This window comes from Aquimarina callyspongiae (genome assembly GCF_034322225.1).
Taxonomy (GTDB): domain Bacteria; phylum Bacteroidota; class Bacteroidia; order Flavobacteriales; family Flavobacteriaceae; genus Aquimarina.
Map to the genome: position 1 here is coordinate 84,932 of NZ_JAXLPA010000005.1, position 16,322 is coordinate 101,253.

General features: G+C 32.2%; 11 protein-coding genes. 4 read left to right on the forward strand and 7 right to left on the reverse strand.

From position 1 onward, the window contains the following. The first annotated feature begins 85 nt into the window (after positions 1–85). From lacZ to U0D62_RS20270, 4 genes are read left to right on the forward strand one after another with little or no spacing between them, the layout of a single operon-like run. Positions 86–3,223 (forward strand): beta-galactosidase, LacZ type, encoded by a 3,138-nt coding sequence (lacZ, locus tag U0D62_RS20255; RefSeq protein ID WP_322289170.1) that lies wholly within the window; start codon positions 86–88, stop codon positions 3,221–3,223. A gap of 1 nt (position 3,224) precedes the next feature. Then, positions 3,225–4,811, forward strand: coding sequence for a solute:sodium symporter family transporter (locus U0D62_RS20260; protein WP_322289171.1), 1,587 nt, complete (start codon positions 3,225–3,227; stop codon positions 4,809–4,811). 2 nt (positions 4,812–4,813) lie between these two features. Then, complete coding sequence (gene galK, locus U0D62_RS20265; protein ID WP_322289172.1) at positions 4,814–5,965, forward strand: galactokinase; 1,152 nt, start codon at positions 4,814–4,816, stop codon at positions 5,963–5,965. A 10-nt stretch (positions 5,966–5,975) separates the two neighbouring features. Then, complete coding sequence (locus tag U0D62_RS20270; protein WP_322289173.1) at positions 5,976–7,016, forward strand: UDP-glucose--hexose-1-phosphate uridylyltransferase; 1,041 nt, start codon at positions 5,976–5,978, stop codon at positions 7,014–7,016. 29 nt (positions 7,017–7,045) lie between these two features. Here U0D62_RS20270 and U0D62_RS20275 read toward each other — a convergent pair whose 3' ends face one another. The 7 genes from U0D62_RS20275 to U0D62_RS20305 all read right to left on the reverse strand — a co-directional run bounded on the left by U0D62_RS20275 (position 7,046) and on the right by U0D62_RS20305 (position 16,304). Beyond that, entirely contained in the window at positions 7,046–8,806 is a 1,761-nt protein-coding gene (locus tag U0D62_RS20275) for a hypothetical protein (RefSeq protein WP_322289174.1), read from the reverse strand. Next, positions 8,799–11,015, reverse strand: a complete 2,217-nt coding sequence (locus U0D62_RS20280) for a tryptophan-rich sensory protein (RefSeq protein WP_322289175.1) — start codon at positions 11,013–11,015, stop codon at positions 8,799–8,801. The genes U0D62_RS20275 and U0D62_RS20280 overlap by 8 nt, the downstream gene beginning before the upstream one ends. Continuing rightward, positions 11,012–12,310, reverse strand: coding sequence for a BatA domain-containing protein (locus U0D62_RS20285; protein ID WP_322289176.1), 1,299 nt, complete (start codon positions 12,308–12,310; stop codon positions 11,012–11,014). Before U0D62_RS20285 ends, U0D62_RS20280 begins: the two co-directional genes overlap by 4 nt. 1 nt (position 12,311) lies before the next feature. Further along, the gene (locus U0D62_RS20290; protein ID WP_322289177.1) at positions 12,312–13,208 is read right to left on the reverse strand and encodes a DUF58 domain-containing protein; all 897 of its coding nucleotides are present in this window, start codon (positions 13,206–13,208) and stop codon (positions 12,312–12,314) included. A gap of 4 nt (positions 13,209–13,212) precedes the next feature. Beyond that, positions 13,213–14,217, reverse strand: coding sequence for an AAA family ATPase (locus tag U0D62_RS20295; RefSeq protein WP_322289178.1), 1,005 nt, complete (start codon positions 14,215–14,217; stop codon positions 13,213–13,215). A 10-nt stretch (positions 14,218–14,227) separates the two neighbouring features. Continuing rightward, entirely contained in the window at positions 14,228–14,848 is a 621-nt protein-coding gene (locus U0D62_RS20300; RefSeq protein WP_322289179.1) for a DUF4159 domain-containing protein, read from the reverse strand. Positions 14,849–14,987: 139 nt separating this feature from the next. Further along, complete coding sequence (locus U0D62_RS20305; protein ID WP_322289180.1) at positions 14,988–16,304, reverse strand: TldD/PmbA family protein; 1,317 nt, start codon at positions 16,302–16,304, stop codon at positions 14,988–14,990. Positions 16,305–16,322 lie beyond the last annotated feature (18 nt).

Genomic DNA, 16,322 nt, shown 5'->3' on the forward strand with positions numbered 1-16,322 from the left:
ATTTATTAAAGAGAATATTTATAGAGCCAATATTTTGTTTAAAGAAAGGCTTTGAAGAAGATTTTATAAAACTTAATCCTTATTCATGAAACTAAAACTCTTATTAATTGTAATACTTTGTATTGTATTTTCTTGTAGTAAAGAATCATTACAGAAAGTTTCTGATCAAAAAAATCATTTCAATCATCAAGTATTTGAAGATAATAAATTACCTCCAAGGGCGACCTATTTTGGTTTTGAGTCTTCAGAAGTTCTTGAAAAAGAAAATTCAAAACGATTTTTGAGTTTAAATGGAAATTGGAAATTCAACTGGGTAAAAGATCCGAAGCATCGACCTACAACATTTCAAAATATTGATTTTAATGATGACGATTGGAAAACGATCCCTGTTCCTTCAAATTGGGAAGTAGAAGGTTATGGAAACCCTATTTATTTAGATGAGCGCTACCCATTTACTACTAAATGGCCAGATGCCCCAACTGATTATAACCCGGTTGGTACTTACAGAAAAGAAATATCACTAGATAAAGATTTTCTATCTGAGGATATTATTCTTCATTTTGCAGGAGCTAAATCGGCTATGTATGTATATATCAATGGTACGTATATTGGTTATTCACAAGGAAGTAAAACTCCGGCAGAATTCGATATCACAAACTATTTAAAAGAAGGTAAAAATCTTATTGCCTTACAATTATTCAGATGGAGTGATGCCAGCTATCTAGAAAGTCAAGATATGTTACGAATGAGTGGTATTGAACGAGATGTATATCTCTATTCACAACCCAAAGTATCTATTTCTGACTATTTTGCCAATACTAATTTGGATGAGGCCTACAAAAATGGGATTTTCAAAAGTACTGTTTCTGTTACCAATAACACTTCAGAAAATGTTAACAAACAACTTTCTATTGAAATCATCGATGGTAAAAAATCAATTTACAAAGCATCTCAGTCTATCAAATTAGAAGCAAAGACGACATCAGAATTTACTTCAGAAAAAATTATAAAGGATATAAAGCAATGGTCGGCAGAACTTCCTAGTTTATATACCTTAAAAATAGCTTTGGAAGATGAAACACATCCAAAACAAAATCAGTATATCAACAGATATATTGGTTTCAGGAAAATAGAAATTAAAAACAGTCAAGTACTGGTAAACGGGAAAGCCATTTATTTTAAAGGAGTAGATCGTCATGAAACAGATCCGTATACAGGACATGTAGTTTCGAAAACATCAATGCTTAAGGATATCACGTTAATGAAACAAAACAATATCAATGCTGTGCGATCAGCACACTATCCTAACGATCCTTATTGGTTAGATCTCTGTGATAAATATGGTATGTATGTAATTGATGAAGCTAATATTGAAAGTCATCCATTAGCTATCGATGAAAAAACCCAAATAGGGAACGAAAAATCCTGGTTACCAGCCCATATGATGCGTACCCAACGAATGTTCTATCGCGATCGAAATCATCCTTCTATTTATTCCTGGTCATTAGGAAATGAAGCTGGAGAAGGATCCATTTTTAAAGCTACTTACAAATGGTTAAAAGAAAACGATACCAATCGTATAGTACAGTATGAGCCTGCAGGAAAAGAAGATTATACGGATTTATACTGTCCAATGTATCCCAAACCTGAATATCTTATCAAACACGGAGAATCTAAATCGGATAAACCATCGATTATGATTGAGTATTGTCACGCAATGGGAAATTCTGTAGGGAATTTACAAGATTACTGGAATATAATCGAAAAATATCCCAACCTTCAAGGAGGGTACATATGGGATTGGGTAGACCAGTCATTAGAATATAAAGATGAAAACGGTAAACCATACTTAGCATATGGGCACGATTATCATCCTGATTTACCAACGGATGGAAATTTTTTGAATAATGGTTTAGTAGATCCCTATCGCAATCCACACCCGCATTTATCAGAAGTAAAAAAGGTTTATGAACCTGTACAATTTAATTACTTAGAAAATGGAGTTGTAGAAATAGAGAACAAGAACTTTTTCACAAATCTTACAGACAAAACTATCTCCTGGAAAGTTTTAGAAAATGGTAAAATCTTTTCTCAAGACAATAATATTTCAGTAGATATAGTACCACAAAATAAAGCGCGTTTAACTCTTAATAACTTTCCAAAAAAATTAGATCCGAACAAAGAATATATTTTAGAGGTTAATATGCTTCAAAAAGAGGCTACTGCTCTTTTAGCTAAAGGACATCTTGTTGCCTGGGATCAATTTGTAGTTCAAAAAGGAAATCGTCTTAATAATCTTATTTCAAAAGAAAATACGTTAACAGTCTCTTCTGACAATAACGTTTTTGAAATTAAAAATGACATCACACATCTTATAATTGATTCAAAAACAGGAGAAATAAAATCCTGGTTTTTTAAAGAAAAAGAAATTATCAATCAACCCATTCGTCCTAATTTTTGGAGACCACCAACTGATAACGATTTAGGAAATGGTATGGATACTTGGGCAAAAGTATGGCAAAACGCAACATATAATTATACAGCTCAGCTAATCAAAAAACCTAAAATCAACGACAAGAATATAGGTTTTTCTGTTCAATATGGATTACCTAAAGGAGAAGCAATAGTACTAGTAGAATATAAAATACTTAACAATGGTGAACTATCTATAAACTATTCTTTATCTCCCAATTCTAAGGATTTACCAAATATTCCAAGAATAGGAATGTACGTAACCTTATCTGATGACTTTAACAATGTATCCTGGTATGGTAAAGGACCTTTCGAAACTTATTGGGATCGTAAGGAAGGGCAAAAAACTGGTTTATATTCTGGTAAGATAATTGATCAATTTCATCGCTATTCGCGCCCCCAGGAAACAGGAAATAAAACAGATGTCCGTTGGATGAAAATTTCATCAAAAAGTATGAGTCTTAAAGTATCTTCGGATCAATTACTTAATACAAGTGTTTGGCCTTTTTCTATGACTGAATTAGATTTTAAAAGTGATGAAGGTTCGCAATCAGCTTCTGGTTTAGTTCCTGTTACTAAAAAACACGGAGCAGATATTATGATTGGGAAAACGGTTCAATGGAATATCGACCTTTTACAAATGGGTGTTGGAGGAGATACTTCCTGGGGGCGTTTGGTTCATCCAGAATATACTATTCCTGCAAACAAGACATATACCTATTCATTCAAAATACAACCAAAAGACTTATAATATGCAATTCATCACATTTTTAGCATTTACATTAATTGTTGCTCTTATATCATATTTAAAAAGTAGAAAAACAGATGAAAAAACTTCTGACGGCTATTTTCTTGGAGGTCGAAGTTTAACCGGTGTTGTTATTGCTGGTTCATTACTCTTAACGAACTTATCTACCGAGCAAATTGTAGGGCTTAACGGAGCTGCCTTTAAAGATGGTATTTTAGTAATGGCTTGGGAAACACTAGCGGCCATCGCTATGGTTATTACTGCAATATATTTATTACCAAGATATTTGAAGGGTGGTCTCACGACAGTTCCACAATTTCTTGAAAACCGCTATGATAAAGGTACTAAAACTATAGCGTCTTGCTTTTTTTTAAGTGGCTATGCAATTGTGTTATTACCGATCGTTCTGTATTCAGGAGCATTAGCAATAAGTAATATGTTCAATATTCCTGAATTATTAGGTGTTTCTAAAAATGTCGCATTATGGATCACCGTTTGGTCCATAGGTATTATAGGCTCTATTTATGCCATTTTTGGTGGATTAAAAGCTGTTGCCATATCAGACACAATTAATGCAATAGGTTTGTTAATTGGTGGTATGCTTATCCCTGTTTTTGGATTAATGGCTATTGGTGATGGAAGTGTCTTTGATGGAATATCCACTCTAATGACAGAAAACCCTGAAAAATTCAAATCATTAGGAGGGCCAAAATCATCAATACCTATCGAGACTATCTTTACAGGAATGATGCTGGTACAATTATTCTATTGGGGTACCAATCAAGCTATTATACAGCGTGCATTGGGAGCAAAAAGTTTAAAAGAAGGACAAAAAGGGTTATTATTAGCATCGTTTATAAAAATATTAGGCCCGTTAATCGTAGTACTACCAGGAATAATAGCTTATCACCTATTCAACGGTCAATTAGAAAATCCTGATGAGGCTTATCCAATGCTTGTATCCGAGGTGTTACCAACTGCCTGGATAGGTTTCTTTGCTGCAGTGTTATTTGGCGCTATATTAAGTTCATTCAATTCTGCTTTAAATAGTTCTGTGACTTTATTTGGTATTGATATTTATAAATCACATTTTAACACAACTGCCAATGAAAGACAAGTTGTAAAAGCAGGTAAAACCTTTGGAGTTGCTCTAGCTATTATTTCTATGTGTATTGCTCCTTTATTAATATATGCATCAGAAGGGTTATTTGGATATTTACAAGAAGCAAATGGTATTTATAGTATCCCAATACTTACAATTATTGTTGTTGGGTATTTAACCAAACATATTCCTGCTATTGCAGCAAAAATTGGTATTATTTCTGGTTCAGTGTTATATATCATAAGCCAGTTTATCATTAAACCTTATGTTGTTGGTGAAGAAAACTATCCTCATTTTCTTCATGTAATGGCTATTCTATTTATACTTAATGTACTTATCATGCTTTTGATAGGAAAATTTTATCCTTTAAAAGAACCTTATGAATTGAAATACACTAAACAGGTAGATATAACTCCTTGGAAAAGAGTTAATACTATAGGCATTATCATCTGTATTATCGTTTTAGGTATTTATATCAATTTTGCATAATTATGAATAAGAACCTGGTTACACGTGTTAAAACCGTCTTTAAACAACATTTTAATGAAGAGCCTCTGGTCGTTTTTGCTCCCGGAAGGATCAATCTTATCGGAGAACATACTGATTATAATGAAGGATTTGTATTTCCAGCGGCTATTGATAAAGGAATTTATGCCGCATTTTCAAAATCCAATGACGCATTTAGTAAGGTTATAGCACTAGATGTAGATGATTCGCATCAATTTACAACCGATATAATCAAACCTTTACATTCTGGTAGCTGGAAAAATTATGTGCTTGGTGTTATTGCTGAAATCCAAAAAAAAGAAAGAAAAGTACAAAACTTTAATTTGGTGTTTTCTGGTGATATCCCATCAGGAGCTGGATTATCATCTTCGGCTGCATTAGAAAATGTAGTTGCTTTTGGGTTAAATGAATTATTAAATCTACAACTATCTAAAAAAGAATTAATTTATGTTTCTCAAAAAGCAGAGCATAATTTTGTAGGTGTAAAATGTGGCATAATGGATCAATATGCCAGTATGTTTGGAAAAGAAAACTCCGCTATTCTCTTAGATTGCAGAGATTTAAGCGCTACCATTTTCAATCTGGATTTTGAAGATTACGAAATTGTCTTGATTAACTCTAATGTACAACATGAATTAGCTGAAAGTGAATATAATGAACGAAGGGCTGTTTGTGAAAAAGTGGCTTCTTTATTAAAAGTAAACGCTTTAAGAGATGTTAACGTTGAGCTTTTAAAAACAATTGAAAATAAATTAAGTGATCAAGATTATCAAAAAGCACTTTATGTAATTGAAGAAAATGAACGAGTATTAACCGCTTCTAAAACCCTGAAAGAAAAAAATTATCAGGAATTAGGAAAATTACTCTTTGCTTCAAACGATGGATTACAAAACCAATATAAAGTAAGCTGTAAAGAGCTTATCTTTTTAGTAGATCTAGCTAAAAAAAATCAAAACGTACTTGGGGCCAGGATGATGGGAGCTGGATTTGGTGGATGTACGATAAATCTGGTTCATAAGGACAGTATAGATAATTTTATTGATGAGGCAAGTAATGCTTTTTTTGCAACATTTAACCATCGTCCAACTGCTTATCAGGTTAAACTAGGAAATGGTGTAAGGTTAGTTAATCAGTAATTAGATCATAATGAATTCTACTATATATAAACATTCACATATTCGTAAAAATATTTTAACTGGTGAAAGCATCCTGGTATCTCCTCATAGAACAAATAGACCCTGGCAGGGTAAAACAGAAGATATTATTTTAGAGAAAAGACCTAATTATGATAAGAATTGTTACTTGTGTCCAACAAATACAAGAGCAAATGGAGAAAAGAATCCTGATTATCAAGATGTTTTTTCGTTCACCAATGATTTTGCTGCTTTACAAGAAGATATTAAAACCTCAACCATTGATAATGAATTATTTCAAGCATATAGTGAACGAGGTATTTGTAAAGTTGTTTGTTATAGTCCTGATCATTCAAAAAGCTTAGCAGATCTATCGATTGCAGAAATTGAAAAAGTAGTGCAATTATGGATTAAAGAATATAATGAACTAGGAAATCAAGATTTAATAAACTATGTTCAAATATTTGAAAACAAAGGTGCCATAATGGGGTGCAGTAATCCCCATCCTCATGGACAGATCTGGAGTCAATCAACAATTCCTAATGAAATAGTAAAAAAGAGTCATAACCAATTAGTTTATTTTCAAAAGAAACAATCTTATTTACTACAAGATTATACAGAACAAGAACTTATCAAAAAGGAACGGGTTGTATATGAAAACGAATGCTTTGTTGTTCTAGTTCCATTTTGGGCTGTCTGGCCTTTTGAAACAATGATCATTCCTAAAAAGCATCAACCTGATATCTCAAATTTAAATGATCAGGAACAGTATTATTTTTCGGAAGCTATTTCGGTTATCACAAAAACCTATGATACTATATTTAGTTGTTCTTTTCCGTATTCAAGTGGTATTCATCAAGCGCCAACAAATAAAAAAAGTAACGACCATTGGCATTGGCATATGAGTTTTTACCCACCTCTCCTGCGTAGCGCAACAATAAAAAAGTTTATGGTGGGTTATGAAATGTTTGGAATGCCGCAACGGGATATAACACCCGAAAGTAGTGCCGAAATTATCAGAAATAATCTTATTCAAAATACATCGGGCAAATAAAACATTATTAATAAATAATCAATCAACAACTATTGTCTATTTGAAATTTTAGGAGCTAACCATAAATATCCAATGCATATTAAAAAAATAGAAAAGAATATTAGAGGGTTTATCGGTTCCTGAATGAAAGTTGGTTTTGTATTCTTCTGAGTGCGATTAAAATTATACAAGTTTTTTGCTATTTTATTATAATCAACTAATGAACGCCAACGAGTTGTATCAGTAACAAAATATTCTAATCTGTTTATCGAATCTTTTGTTGTAGTAAGCATATTCCATCCATATTTTTTGGGGTATGTAGTTCCTTTCCAAAGGTTGGATATATTCACATCTCCCAGCAAAGAAACCTGATAACCAATATCAGTCGTTACCTTTGGTTTAGAAATGGATGTTCTTAATACAAAATCAAGAGGTTCATCTTTATATAATACTCCTGGTACAGATTGCCAGGCTACTTTAGGAGTTTCTTTATTACTAATATCGCTAATGAGTTCTGACCATAATTTTTGATAAGCAGTTACATTGCCGGATAATAATAGTTCATAGGTATTTTTTAAAGCAGTGGTTCCTATTCTTCCTGCACCAATATGCTTATATGCTGATACAATTTCTTTATTGTCAGAAACATGCACAGGTTGCAGTCCAAGTTCTGCTTTAAAAAGAAAATTATATTTAGGAATATTTGTTACAGGCAAATCTGGAACATTTATATTTACTTTCTTATCTTTTATAAAATTAAAAGCAGCTGGTTTTACAGAAAATCTAAAATAATCGACATCTGATTGAATAAAAACCCCTAATCCCTGGCGTCTCACGGCATTTTCAAGGTTTTCCCGAGATCTCTTACTCATATTTTTCAAAGAAACACCATCAACAACCAATAAATCAAACGGCTCCAAACTCTTTTCATTTAAAGTCCCCAAAGGTATTCTAGGTGTGTTTAGATATTCAAACTTATATTTACCTTTAGTTATCTGACTTCTTACCACAATCTTGTGTCCCATACTGGTAAGAAAATTCTTAAGATACTTAGTTTCAAAAGTGGGAAAGCTATTAATGATTACTATTGTTAACTTATTGGACTCCTCTACAACTATTGGGATTGGATCTTGAGAAACAATTTTTCCTTCAGTATTTTTCTCTGCCAATGTATAAACATATTTTCCTTTTACTTTAAGTTTGGTTCGTAAAGTAAATAGTTGCTCATCTTCTCCTGAAAGGGGAATCGAATCCAAAACTACTCCTCCCGGATCTTGTAGTATTAATGTATTTCCGTTTAAAGGTTTTTTGTAGAGTCCTTGACAAACTAATTCTTGACCAACTATATTTTGCTGATCATACTTAAACTTAATTACTCCAGAAGATACATCGCTTGATAAATAACTTACATTGTAATTATCTAATTGCCAAAAATCATAAGGTTCTATTCCTATACCTAATAATAATATAGAATCTGAATTGTTTTTTTCAAAAACTGATTGGTTTGCTCTGTATATTTTTGTTTTTAATCGTTTATGTATCTTTTTTAAACTATCTAACTGATGTTCATTATAATCTTTTGTCAATAAAGCAATTTTACTTACTTCTGAGTTCATAATTATAGCTGGTTTCAAGGCTATCATTATTAATGAGGTAATTGCCAAAAAAGCAATACTGATATGAATCCAAAACCTCTTTTTATTAATAACAAAATATCTTTCTTTCCAAATAAAAAGAATCCACAATAACAAAGCTCCAACAACTATTTGCCAGATCCAATCAGCATTTAAAAAAGTAATATTATCACTCATGAATTTCGAGTTCTTTAAGCAATAATTTATTAATATCACTAGTGAATACTTTTCTTTTTATTGGATTAGGTTCAAGCTCTGGGAGTATCAATATTAATTCATTTTGTATTTCTGTTAAAGTACTAATTGAAATTTCTCTATTTTCTGTAAGCCATTTTAACTGCTGCAATGTTTTCAAATATTTTCCAGGGTTTTCTATGGCTTTTGTTGCTAATTCGTTACCTGCTAATTCAAAGAGTTTTCTATCTTCATTTTCAATTTGTTCCTTTGCTTCTATCAGCTCTTCTAATTTTAAGATAGCCTCACGAATCGAAGAATAAGGTTTTTCTATTGTTAGCTCCGCATTTTTTTGATAATTAGATACCTCATCAATCTTACCGGTAAGTCTTTTATCTTCTTTTATAGGAGGTGGATCAAACCCTATTCGATGTACATAAATTCTTGCACTATTTTTAATCTCCTGAATTAATTTAAGTGCCTTATATTGGTATGGCAGTGATTTTTCTGGAGTATATAATCGTAAGTATAATTCTGCATCCCACATCTCATTGAGTGCTTGTCTTAGTTTACTTTTTAAAGATTGAGTAAATAACGTAGATTCTTCAGGGTCTTGGTGATTGTGCAAATATTCACTCAAAGGATCTTCTTTAGAATTGCCTTCTTTCTTTTCTTCGACAAGATTATGTTCATTCTCACTATCGTGTTTATGGGTATATTGTGCTAATGGGTCTTCTTCGTGATCGTGATCCTCTTCAACATGGTTTTCAGTATTTTCTTCGGTTGCTTCACTAAATTCTGATTCATCACCCATAAATTCAGCATATTTAAGACGCAGTACTTTTTGATCAAAGCCTAATTCATTGCTTTTAAACTTGAAATCTTTTTCTGTTAATTTGGGTTTATCACTTAGTAATTTTTCTGTATCAATAATCAACTGCCGTTGACTTCTAAAATAATCAGGCATTAAATCCACTCCCATTGTTCCTTCTACAGCAAACTGATCAGAAACTGTATCTTTTATTACCGCAAAAAAGGTTTCGCTTCTGGATTTATTAGGCTTAGGTTGTTTTTGATCTACAGCTTCTACATAAAAATATAATTCATCACCAGGCTCCATTTTCATCTGATCCAAATTTATTTTCTTTGACAGATTTAGTTTTTTATTTCCCTTAGAAAACTTGGTATCAAAACCCAATTTTTCTTCCCTAAACTTGACAGATTCTCCAGATCCTTTACTCACCGTAGCAATAATATATGTATCTGCAATTCCGAAATCATCTGAGATTGATGTAGTAAAAGACAGGTTTTTACTTTCGCCAAAAGAAAAAGTGGTAAATTGTTTTAGTTCTTTGATCTCCACAACTGGTGATTGATCTTCTATCATTTTAATAGCATATAAATCTGAAGTGTAAGATACCCCTTGATTATCTATAAATTTAAAATTATAAAACCCTGAGGTATGTACTACAGATCTCAATATATATTTGCCATCTACCAATTTCATTGGATGTTCATTCCCTAAACTTTCCATAACTACACTTTGCACATCCGTATTGAATTGTAACTTCCAGAGTAATCTAGAACCTTCTACTGCTTTAATATCCATTTCAGAAGTATTTAAAGCAGGTATTCTGGTATATCTTGGATAACGTATTGTTAATACCTGACTTTCTAATTTAGGAGAAGTTATCCGAGTTGCCGTAGAATCTCCTGATGTAAAAGTGATTTTCTCAGATTCCTTCACCGGTGATTGAGATCCTTTTAAATAGCTCATCAAATTAAACTGAAAAGAAAAAAATGCAATTAGTAAAAATGCTCCTAATATTAGCACTCCTCTTAGGAGATGGTCAGGTGGTTTTACAGTTGATAGTCTTTGATTAAGCTCTTTTGTAATATTATAACGCTGTAGTCTTGCTACCCTAGTTAATTGTTCTTCTGGTAATAATAAAAGACCTGTGCTATACTCTGCACTCTCTAGATGCTGGTCAACATATTTCGTAATCAATTTTAAACTTAGTTTCCAGGGTTTAAAAAGAAAAGCTATAATAGCAATTACTATAACCAAAGTAAAAACGGATGAATATATGTTAAAAGACAAGAAATAAACCAATGTTGCCGGACCAATTGCATATAACAATATTTCTATCCAGCGTTTGAGTTGCCATCGCCTTTTAAACCGAACTAATATATTGTTACCCGACTCCATCATTGCTTTCTTAGTTTTGACAGGATTCGTTCAACAATTAAGAACACCATAAATAACAACCACATCCAATTTGATACATCAAAAAAAACAGCACTCTTTTTAGATCGTTTATTATCAATCGTTATCGGAGTTAATTCCTCAAGAGATACCGTTCTTTTATCATACTTTGGTATTTTTCTTTTTATATTTTTATGAAGATCGAGCACATCTATCAATTGTTCTAAAAAATACTCATTCATCATATTCTCAATATTCAATGATCTAGTAAGGTAAAAGGTATTTGAAGATGTTCCGGGTTCTATAATTTTTGCCGCAAAATTGTCTAATTGATACGCTAGTCGTTTTTTTGAGGTTTTAGGTATTGTATCTTTAGATAACCATACTAGTAGATCAAATGTATCTAAATCCAAAGTATCTATACGTTGTCCAGAACTTATTTGAAACGGAATATTGGTATATTTTTCTATTGCCCTAAATGAAGCCTCCATATAGTTCTTCTGGTTAAAAAGACTATCCTGGTAATATAGAAGTATCTTTTTTGGTTTCTCTACAAAGACTGATAACCGTTTCTTTTTTCCTTTCATTAAAAATGAAACACTATCTTTTTTTGAATTAAATATGAATTGATCGTTAGTTGAAGACAAATTCTTCTTTTCAAAAGATAATGCCTGATAATTACTGTTTACAGAAATTAATTCTATTTCTTCTTCCTTTTTACTTGCTTGTACAATATCCTTAGTCGGTACACCTAAGTCTAATGTTATCAGAGAAATATTTTTTTGTATTTCTGGCCTTCTTCCTTGTATTCCTGATAAATATGCTTTAGTCATCACTACAATACTATCTGTAGGTAGTGTTTCCATTTCTTTAATTAATTGCCAATATTTTGGAACTATAGTATCTACACCACTTAACTGATCATTATTAAATTCTGGAAATCCCTTTCTTAGTAATTTTACAGAGGTTACGTCTGTCAATGTATCTAATAACCGAGTAATTTTATTGCTACTTAAAAGTGACGGTTCTATGATATAAGTAATTGGAACCTGATCCGTCTTTCTTTTAATTTGAGGTTGTGAAATAATTAAAACTAGTAACCCTATTAGTAGCATTCGTAAAAGGAATAACCACCACTCATTAAACTGAATACTACTTGATTGTTTAGAATTTGATTCTTTTAAAAGTTTAACACTACCTATTTTAATAGTTTTTCCTTCTTTTTTACTCCAAAGATGTATGGCTAAAGGTATTATTAAACCTAATAGAGCCCATAAATATGTAGGATTAAGAAAATACATATCAAAGGAGTTTAGTACGTTGTTTCAAAAATATCTGCAACGCTTCTCCAATATGCTCATTGAGTTTAAACAAGTGATAGTTTATATCATTTGCCAAAAGCATATTTTTTATCTCTTTCATCATTTCTTCAAGCTCTGACAAATATTGATTTTTTGCAAAAGCCGCGTCTACTTTGATTTTTGATTTTGTCTCTAGATCTTCAAATGTTATCGTTCCTTTATAATCAAACTCTAATTCGTTTTTTCCCATTAGATGTACAACAACGACTTCATTTCTAGTAGTTTTTAACCTCTTTACAAAAGAGGTTAGTTCTTTGTCATATTCATATAAATCTGTGATAAAGAAAATTAGTTCTTTATGGTTTTTATCATGAAGATGTTGTGAGGATTTTGGATTTTCTGGCCATTTACCTTCGCCTTTAATATTGATTAACTTCTGTAACAGATGGTTATAATGCTGTTTTTTTACCTTAGGATATAGATTATATAAATTATTATCGTTAACAGCAAAAAGACCAATACCATCTCCTTGTTTTTGACACAAATAAGCTAAAGATGCTACAAGGACTTTGGCATAATCTAATTTAGACAAATCGCCATCTTTATGAAGCATCGAATTACTAGCATCAATAATAAATTTTACAGTAATATTTGTTTCTATTTCTGACTGTTTGATATAATATCTACCTGATCGAGCAAGCATTTTCCAATCCAACAACCTTAGGTCATCTCCTTGTTCATAATTGCGATATTGACTAAATTCCATTCCAGGTCCAACATGGATACTATGATTGAGTCCTGACAAATATCCATCAACTATTACTCGCGCAATGAGCGATAATCCTGATACACTTTTTATTAGCTCAGGTTTTAATAATTGATGATAATCTTGTTTCACTTTTTTATTTTATGTCTATTGTAGTAGCATCCATTAATTGTGTAGTAACATTATCTGAAGTAATACCTTCTGATTCTGCTCTAAAATTAACAATGATTCTATGTCTTAATACTGGTTGAGCTACACTTTTAAGATCTTCTAAAGTAACCGATAAGCGTTTATGAATAAGTGCTCTGGCCTTTGCTGTTAATATCAGTGCCTGACCAGCTCTTGGACCAGCTCCCCAACTTACCCATTCTTTTACATAGTCATTAGTAGTAGTTTCTGGTCGAGTTTCTCGAACTAGGGTACTAACATATTCTATCAATTCATCACTGATAGGTATTTCTCTTACAAATTGCTGTAATTTGATAATATCTTCTCCTGCAATTACCTGGTTAAGTGTTTCTTTTTTGGTACCTGTTGTATTTTTTAAAATAGCTGTTTCTTCTGATGCATTAGGATAACCAATCTTAATATATAAAAGAAAACGATCCTGTTGCGCCTCAGGAAGCACAAAGGTTCCCGATTGTTCTATCGGATTTTGAGTGGCCAGAATAAAAAATGGTTTATCCAGCTTATAGGTTTTATTAGAATAAGTAACTTCAAACTCTTGCATAGCTTCTAATAGAGCTGCTTGTGTTTTTGGTGGAGTACGGTTGATTTCATCAGCCAAAATAATATTTGCGAAAATGGGTCCTCTATTAAACTTAAAAAACTTCTTTCCTGTACTATGATCTTCTTCTAATATTTCTGTACCAATAATATCTGAAGGCATCAAATCTGGTGTAAACTGTATTCTCTTAAACTGAAGATCTATTGCCTGAGCTAATGTCTTAATCATTAAAGTTTTTGCTAGCCCAGGAACTCCTTCCAACAAAACATGTCCACCAGCAAGAAATGTAATTAAAAGCTGTTCTACAGTTTCCTCCTGACCAATAATTACCTTACCTATTTCATTTTTTAAGTGAGTAAGTTTTTCTGTTAGCGTATTCACCTCTTGTTCAATACTCGCTATATCTTTCTCCATATATATTTTTTTATGATGTCAATGCATACATCACTATATTCACCCCAAAACGGGTATTATCTATTTTATACCAACGTTTGTTTCTAAAATCGTAGTCCCATTCGCAACCATAATCTTTATTACTGAATAGTACTCCTATTCTTCCATTAATCTCTATGGCTTTTAAATATTCATGCACAATATCATCTCCCCATCCGTTAAGTTCTTGTGAAGTAGTTGGAGGGCCATTTTCAAATTCAAAAAAAACATTGTATATCTCGTGATTATTAGGAATCTTTTTTAATTCATTGGGGCCAAAAATATCTTCCATTTGGCGTTCGAAAGATTTAGAAAACAGACCATCTATATCATGATTGCAATCATCTGCAAATACAAAACCTCCATTATTCACATATTTTTCAAAATTCTCTCTTTCTTTTTTAGTGAATTGTACCAATTTATGACCGGATATATAACAAAACGGACTTTTAAATATCTCATCACTACTTAATGGAATAATCTTTTCTTGTGTGTCTACTTTTAAGGTAGTATACTCTACCAAAGAGTTTAAAAGATTAGAAGGCATTCTTTGATCTACGTCCCAATCGCCCGACTCATATTGTAATCTTGTAAAAAAGAACTTGTTACTCAATGCTTTTTACTATTTCATTTACAAGAACTTCTTTATTCTAAATTCTTGTAAAAAAGATCTATTTAAATAATATCAAAATAAAGAGGTCATCCAAAAAAACCCTTTTTCAGATGACTTCTTTATGTATACTAATGATTAACTATACCGCATCTGAAAGACTGGTAAAAGTAAAATCTCTTATTTTCATATAAGGAACTAAATTACCATTAATCCTTACTTGTTTACCAAGTGCTTCAAGATTATTAAGCATAATAATCGGGCTCTCATTAAATCTAAAGTTTTTAACAGGATGCTTGATTTTTCCGTTCTCAATATAGAACGTTCCATCACGGGTAAGTCCTGTATATAATAGAGTTTGAGGGTCTACAGTTCTTATGTACCATAACCGTGTTACCAAAATTCCTTTTTTGGTTCCTTTGATAAGGTCTTCGAGAGAAGCATCTCCTCCTTGCATAATAAATCCATTTGGAAAAGGTACAGGAGCTACTCCTTTTTGCTCTGCCCAATAACGACTATAAGCCAGATTTTTTACGACTCCCTTTTCTACCCAGGTTGTCTTTTTCAAAGGTTGTCCTGATCCATTCCAAGTACTTGTAGGAACTTCTGAGTCTAAAGGATCTGACCATATATTTACGCGTTCATCGACTATTTTCTCTCCCATCTTTGTTCCACCTCCTTCTTTTGACATAAAACTTCTTCCTTCATCTGCTGTTCGAGCATTAAATGCAAAAGACATATTACCTAATAATCCTACGGAGGCTGCTGGTTCAAGAATCACAGTATATTTTCCTGGTTCTATCGCTTTTGCTTCTCTTGACAGGATTGCTTTATCAATTGCCACTCTTGAAGCTTCTGCAGCATCAAATTTACTTATATCATTAAAATCTCTTGATACCCATCCAGATCCGGTTCCATCGTTACTTCTCATGGTAACGGTAAAATTAGAATTGGTAGATTGATTATAGGCAAACAAACCATTAGAGTTCATCATTGCACTGAATCCGTATGAATCGTTAAAGAACCCTGCAGCTGTTACATCTTTTGCTGCTGCCGGTTCAATACTACTACTGGCAACAGTAGCTCTATATTCTGGTGTAATATTAGCTGAAGCCTTATTAAACGTTATAGATGTATCATACGTTTGCGCTCCTAATGGAGCCATAAACTCAGGATTTTCTGGAGAGAGTTTTGCTAATTCTTCAGCTCTTTTTACTACTTTCTTAAGTGATTCATCATCAAATTCGTCAATAGTTGCTGTTCCTGATTTTTTACCAAAATTTGATTGAACAACCAAAGTTTGATTGGATCTGTGCCCTGCCGTTGACACCGTATTTCGTGCGTAACGGATATTACCGCTTTCGCTTCCACTTAAATTAACTTCGCAAGCATCTGCCGTAGAAAAGCTTAACGCTTTTTCCATGATTTTCCTTGCTTCTTCTTTTGTATATATTGCCATGATTTTTTTGTATTTGTA

Bases quoted from the DNA above. Each gene is read 5' to 3' on its own strand.
- lacZ (WP_322289170.1), top strand. From the start codon at position 86: ATGAAACTAAAACTCTTATTAATTGTAATACTTTGTATTGTATTTTCT.
- U0D62_RS20260 (WP_322289171.1), top strand. From the start codon at position 3,225: ATGCAATTCATCACATTTTTAGCATTTACATTAATTGTTGCTCTTATA.
- galK (WP_322289172.1), top strand. From the start codon at position 4,814: ATGAATAAGAACCTGGTTACACGTGTTAAAACCGTCTTTAAACAACAT.
- U0D62_RS20270 (WP_322289173.1), top strand. From the start codon at position 5,976: ATGAATTCTACTATATATAAACATTCACATATTCGTAAAAATATTTTA.
- U0D62_RS20275 (WP_322289174.1), bottom strand. From the start codon at position 8,806: ATGAGTGATAATATTACTTTTTTAAATGCTGATTGGATCTGGCAAATA.
- U0D62_RS20280 (WP_322289175.1), bottom strand. From the start codon at position 11,015: ATGATGGAGTCGGGTAACAATATATTAGTTCGGTTTAAAAGGCGATGG.
- U0D62_RS20285 (WP_322289176.1), bottom strand. From the start codon at position 12,310: ATGTATTTTCTTAATCCTACATATTTATGGGCTCTATTAGGTTTAATA.
- U0D62_RS20295 (WP_322289178.1), bottom strand. From the start codon at position 14,217: ATGGAGAAAGATATAGCGAGTATTGAACAAGAGGTGAATACGCTAACA.
- U0D62_RS20305 (WP_322289180.1), bottom strand. From the start codon at position 16,304: ATGGCAATATATACAAAAGAAGAAGCAAGGAAAATCATGGAAAAAGCG.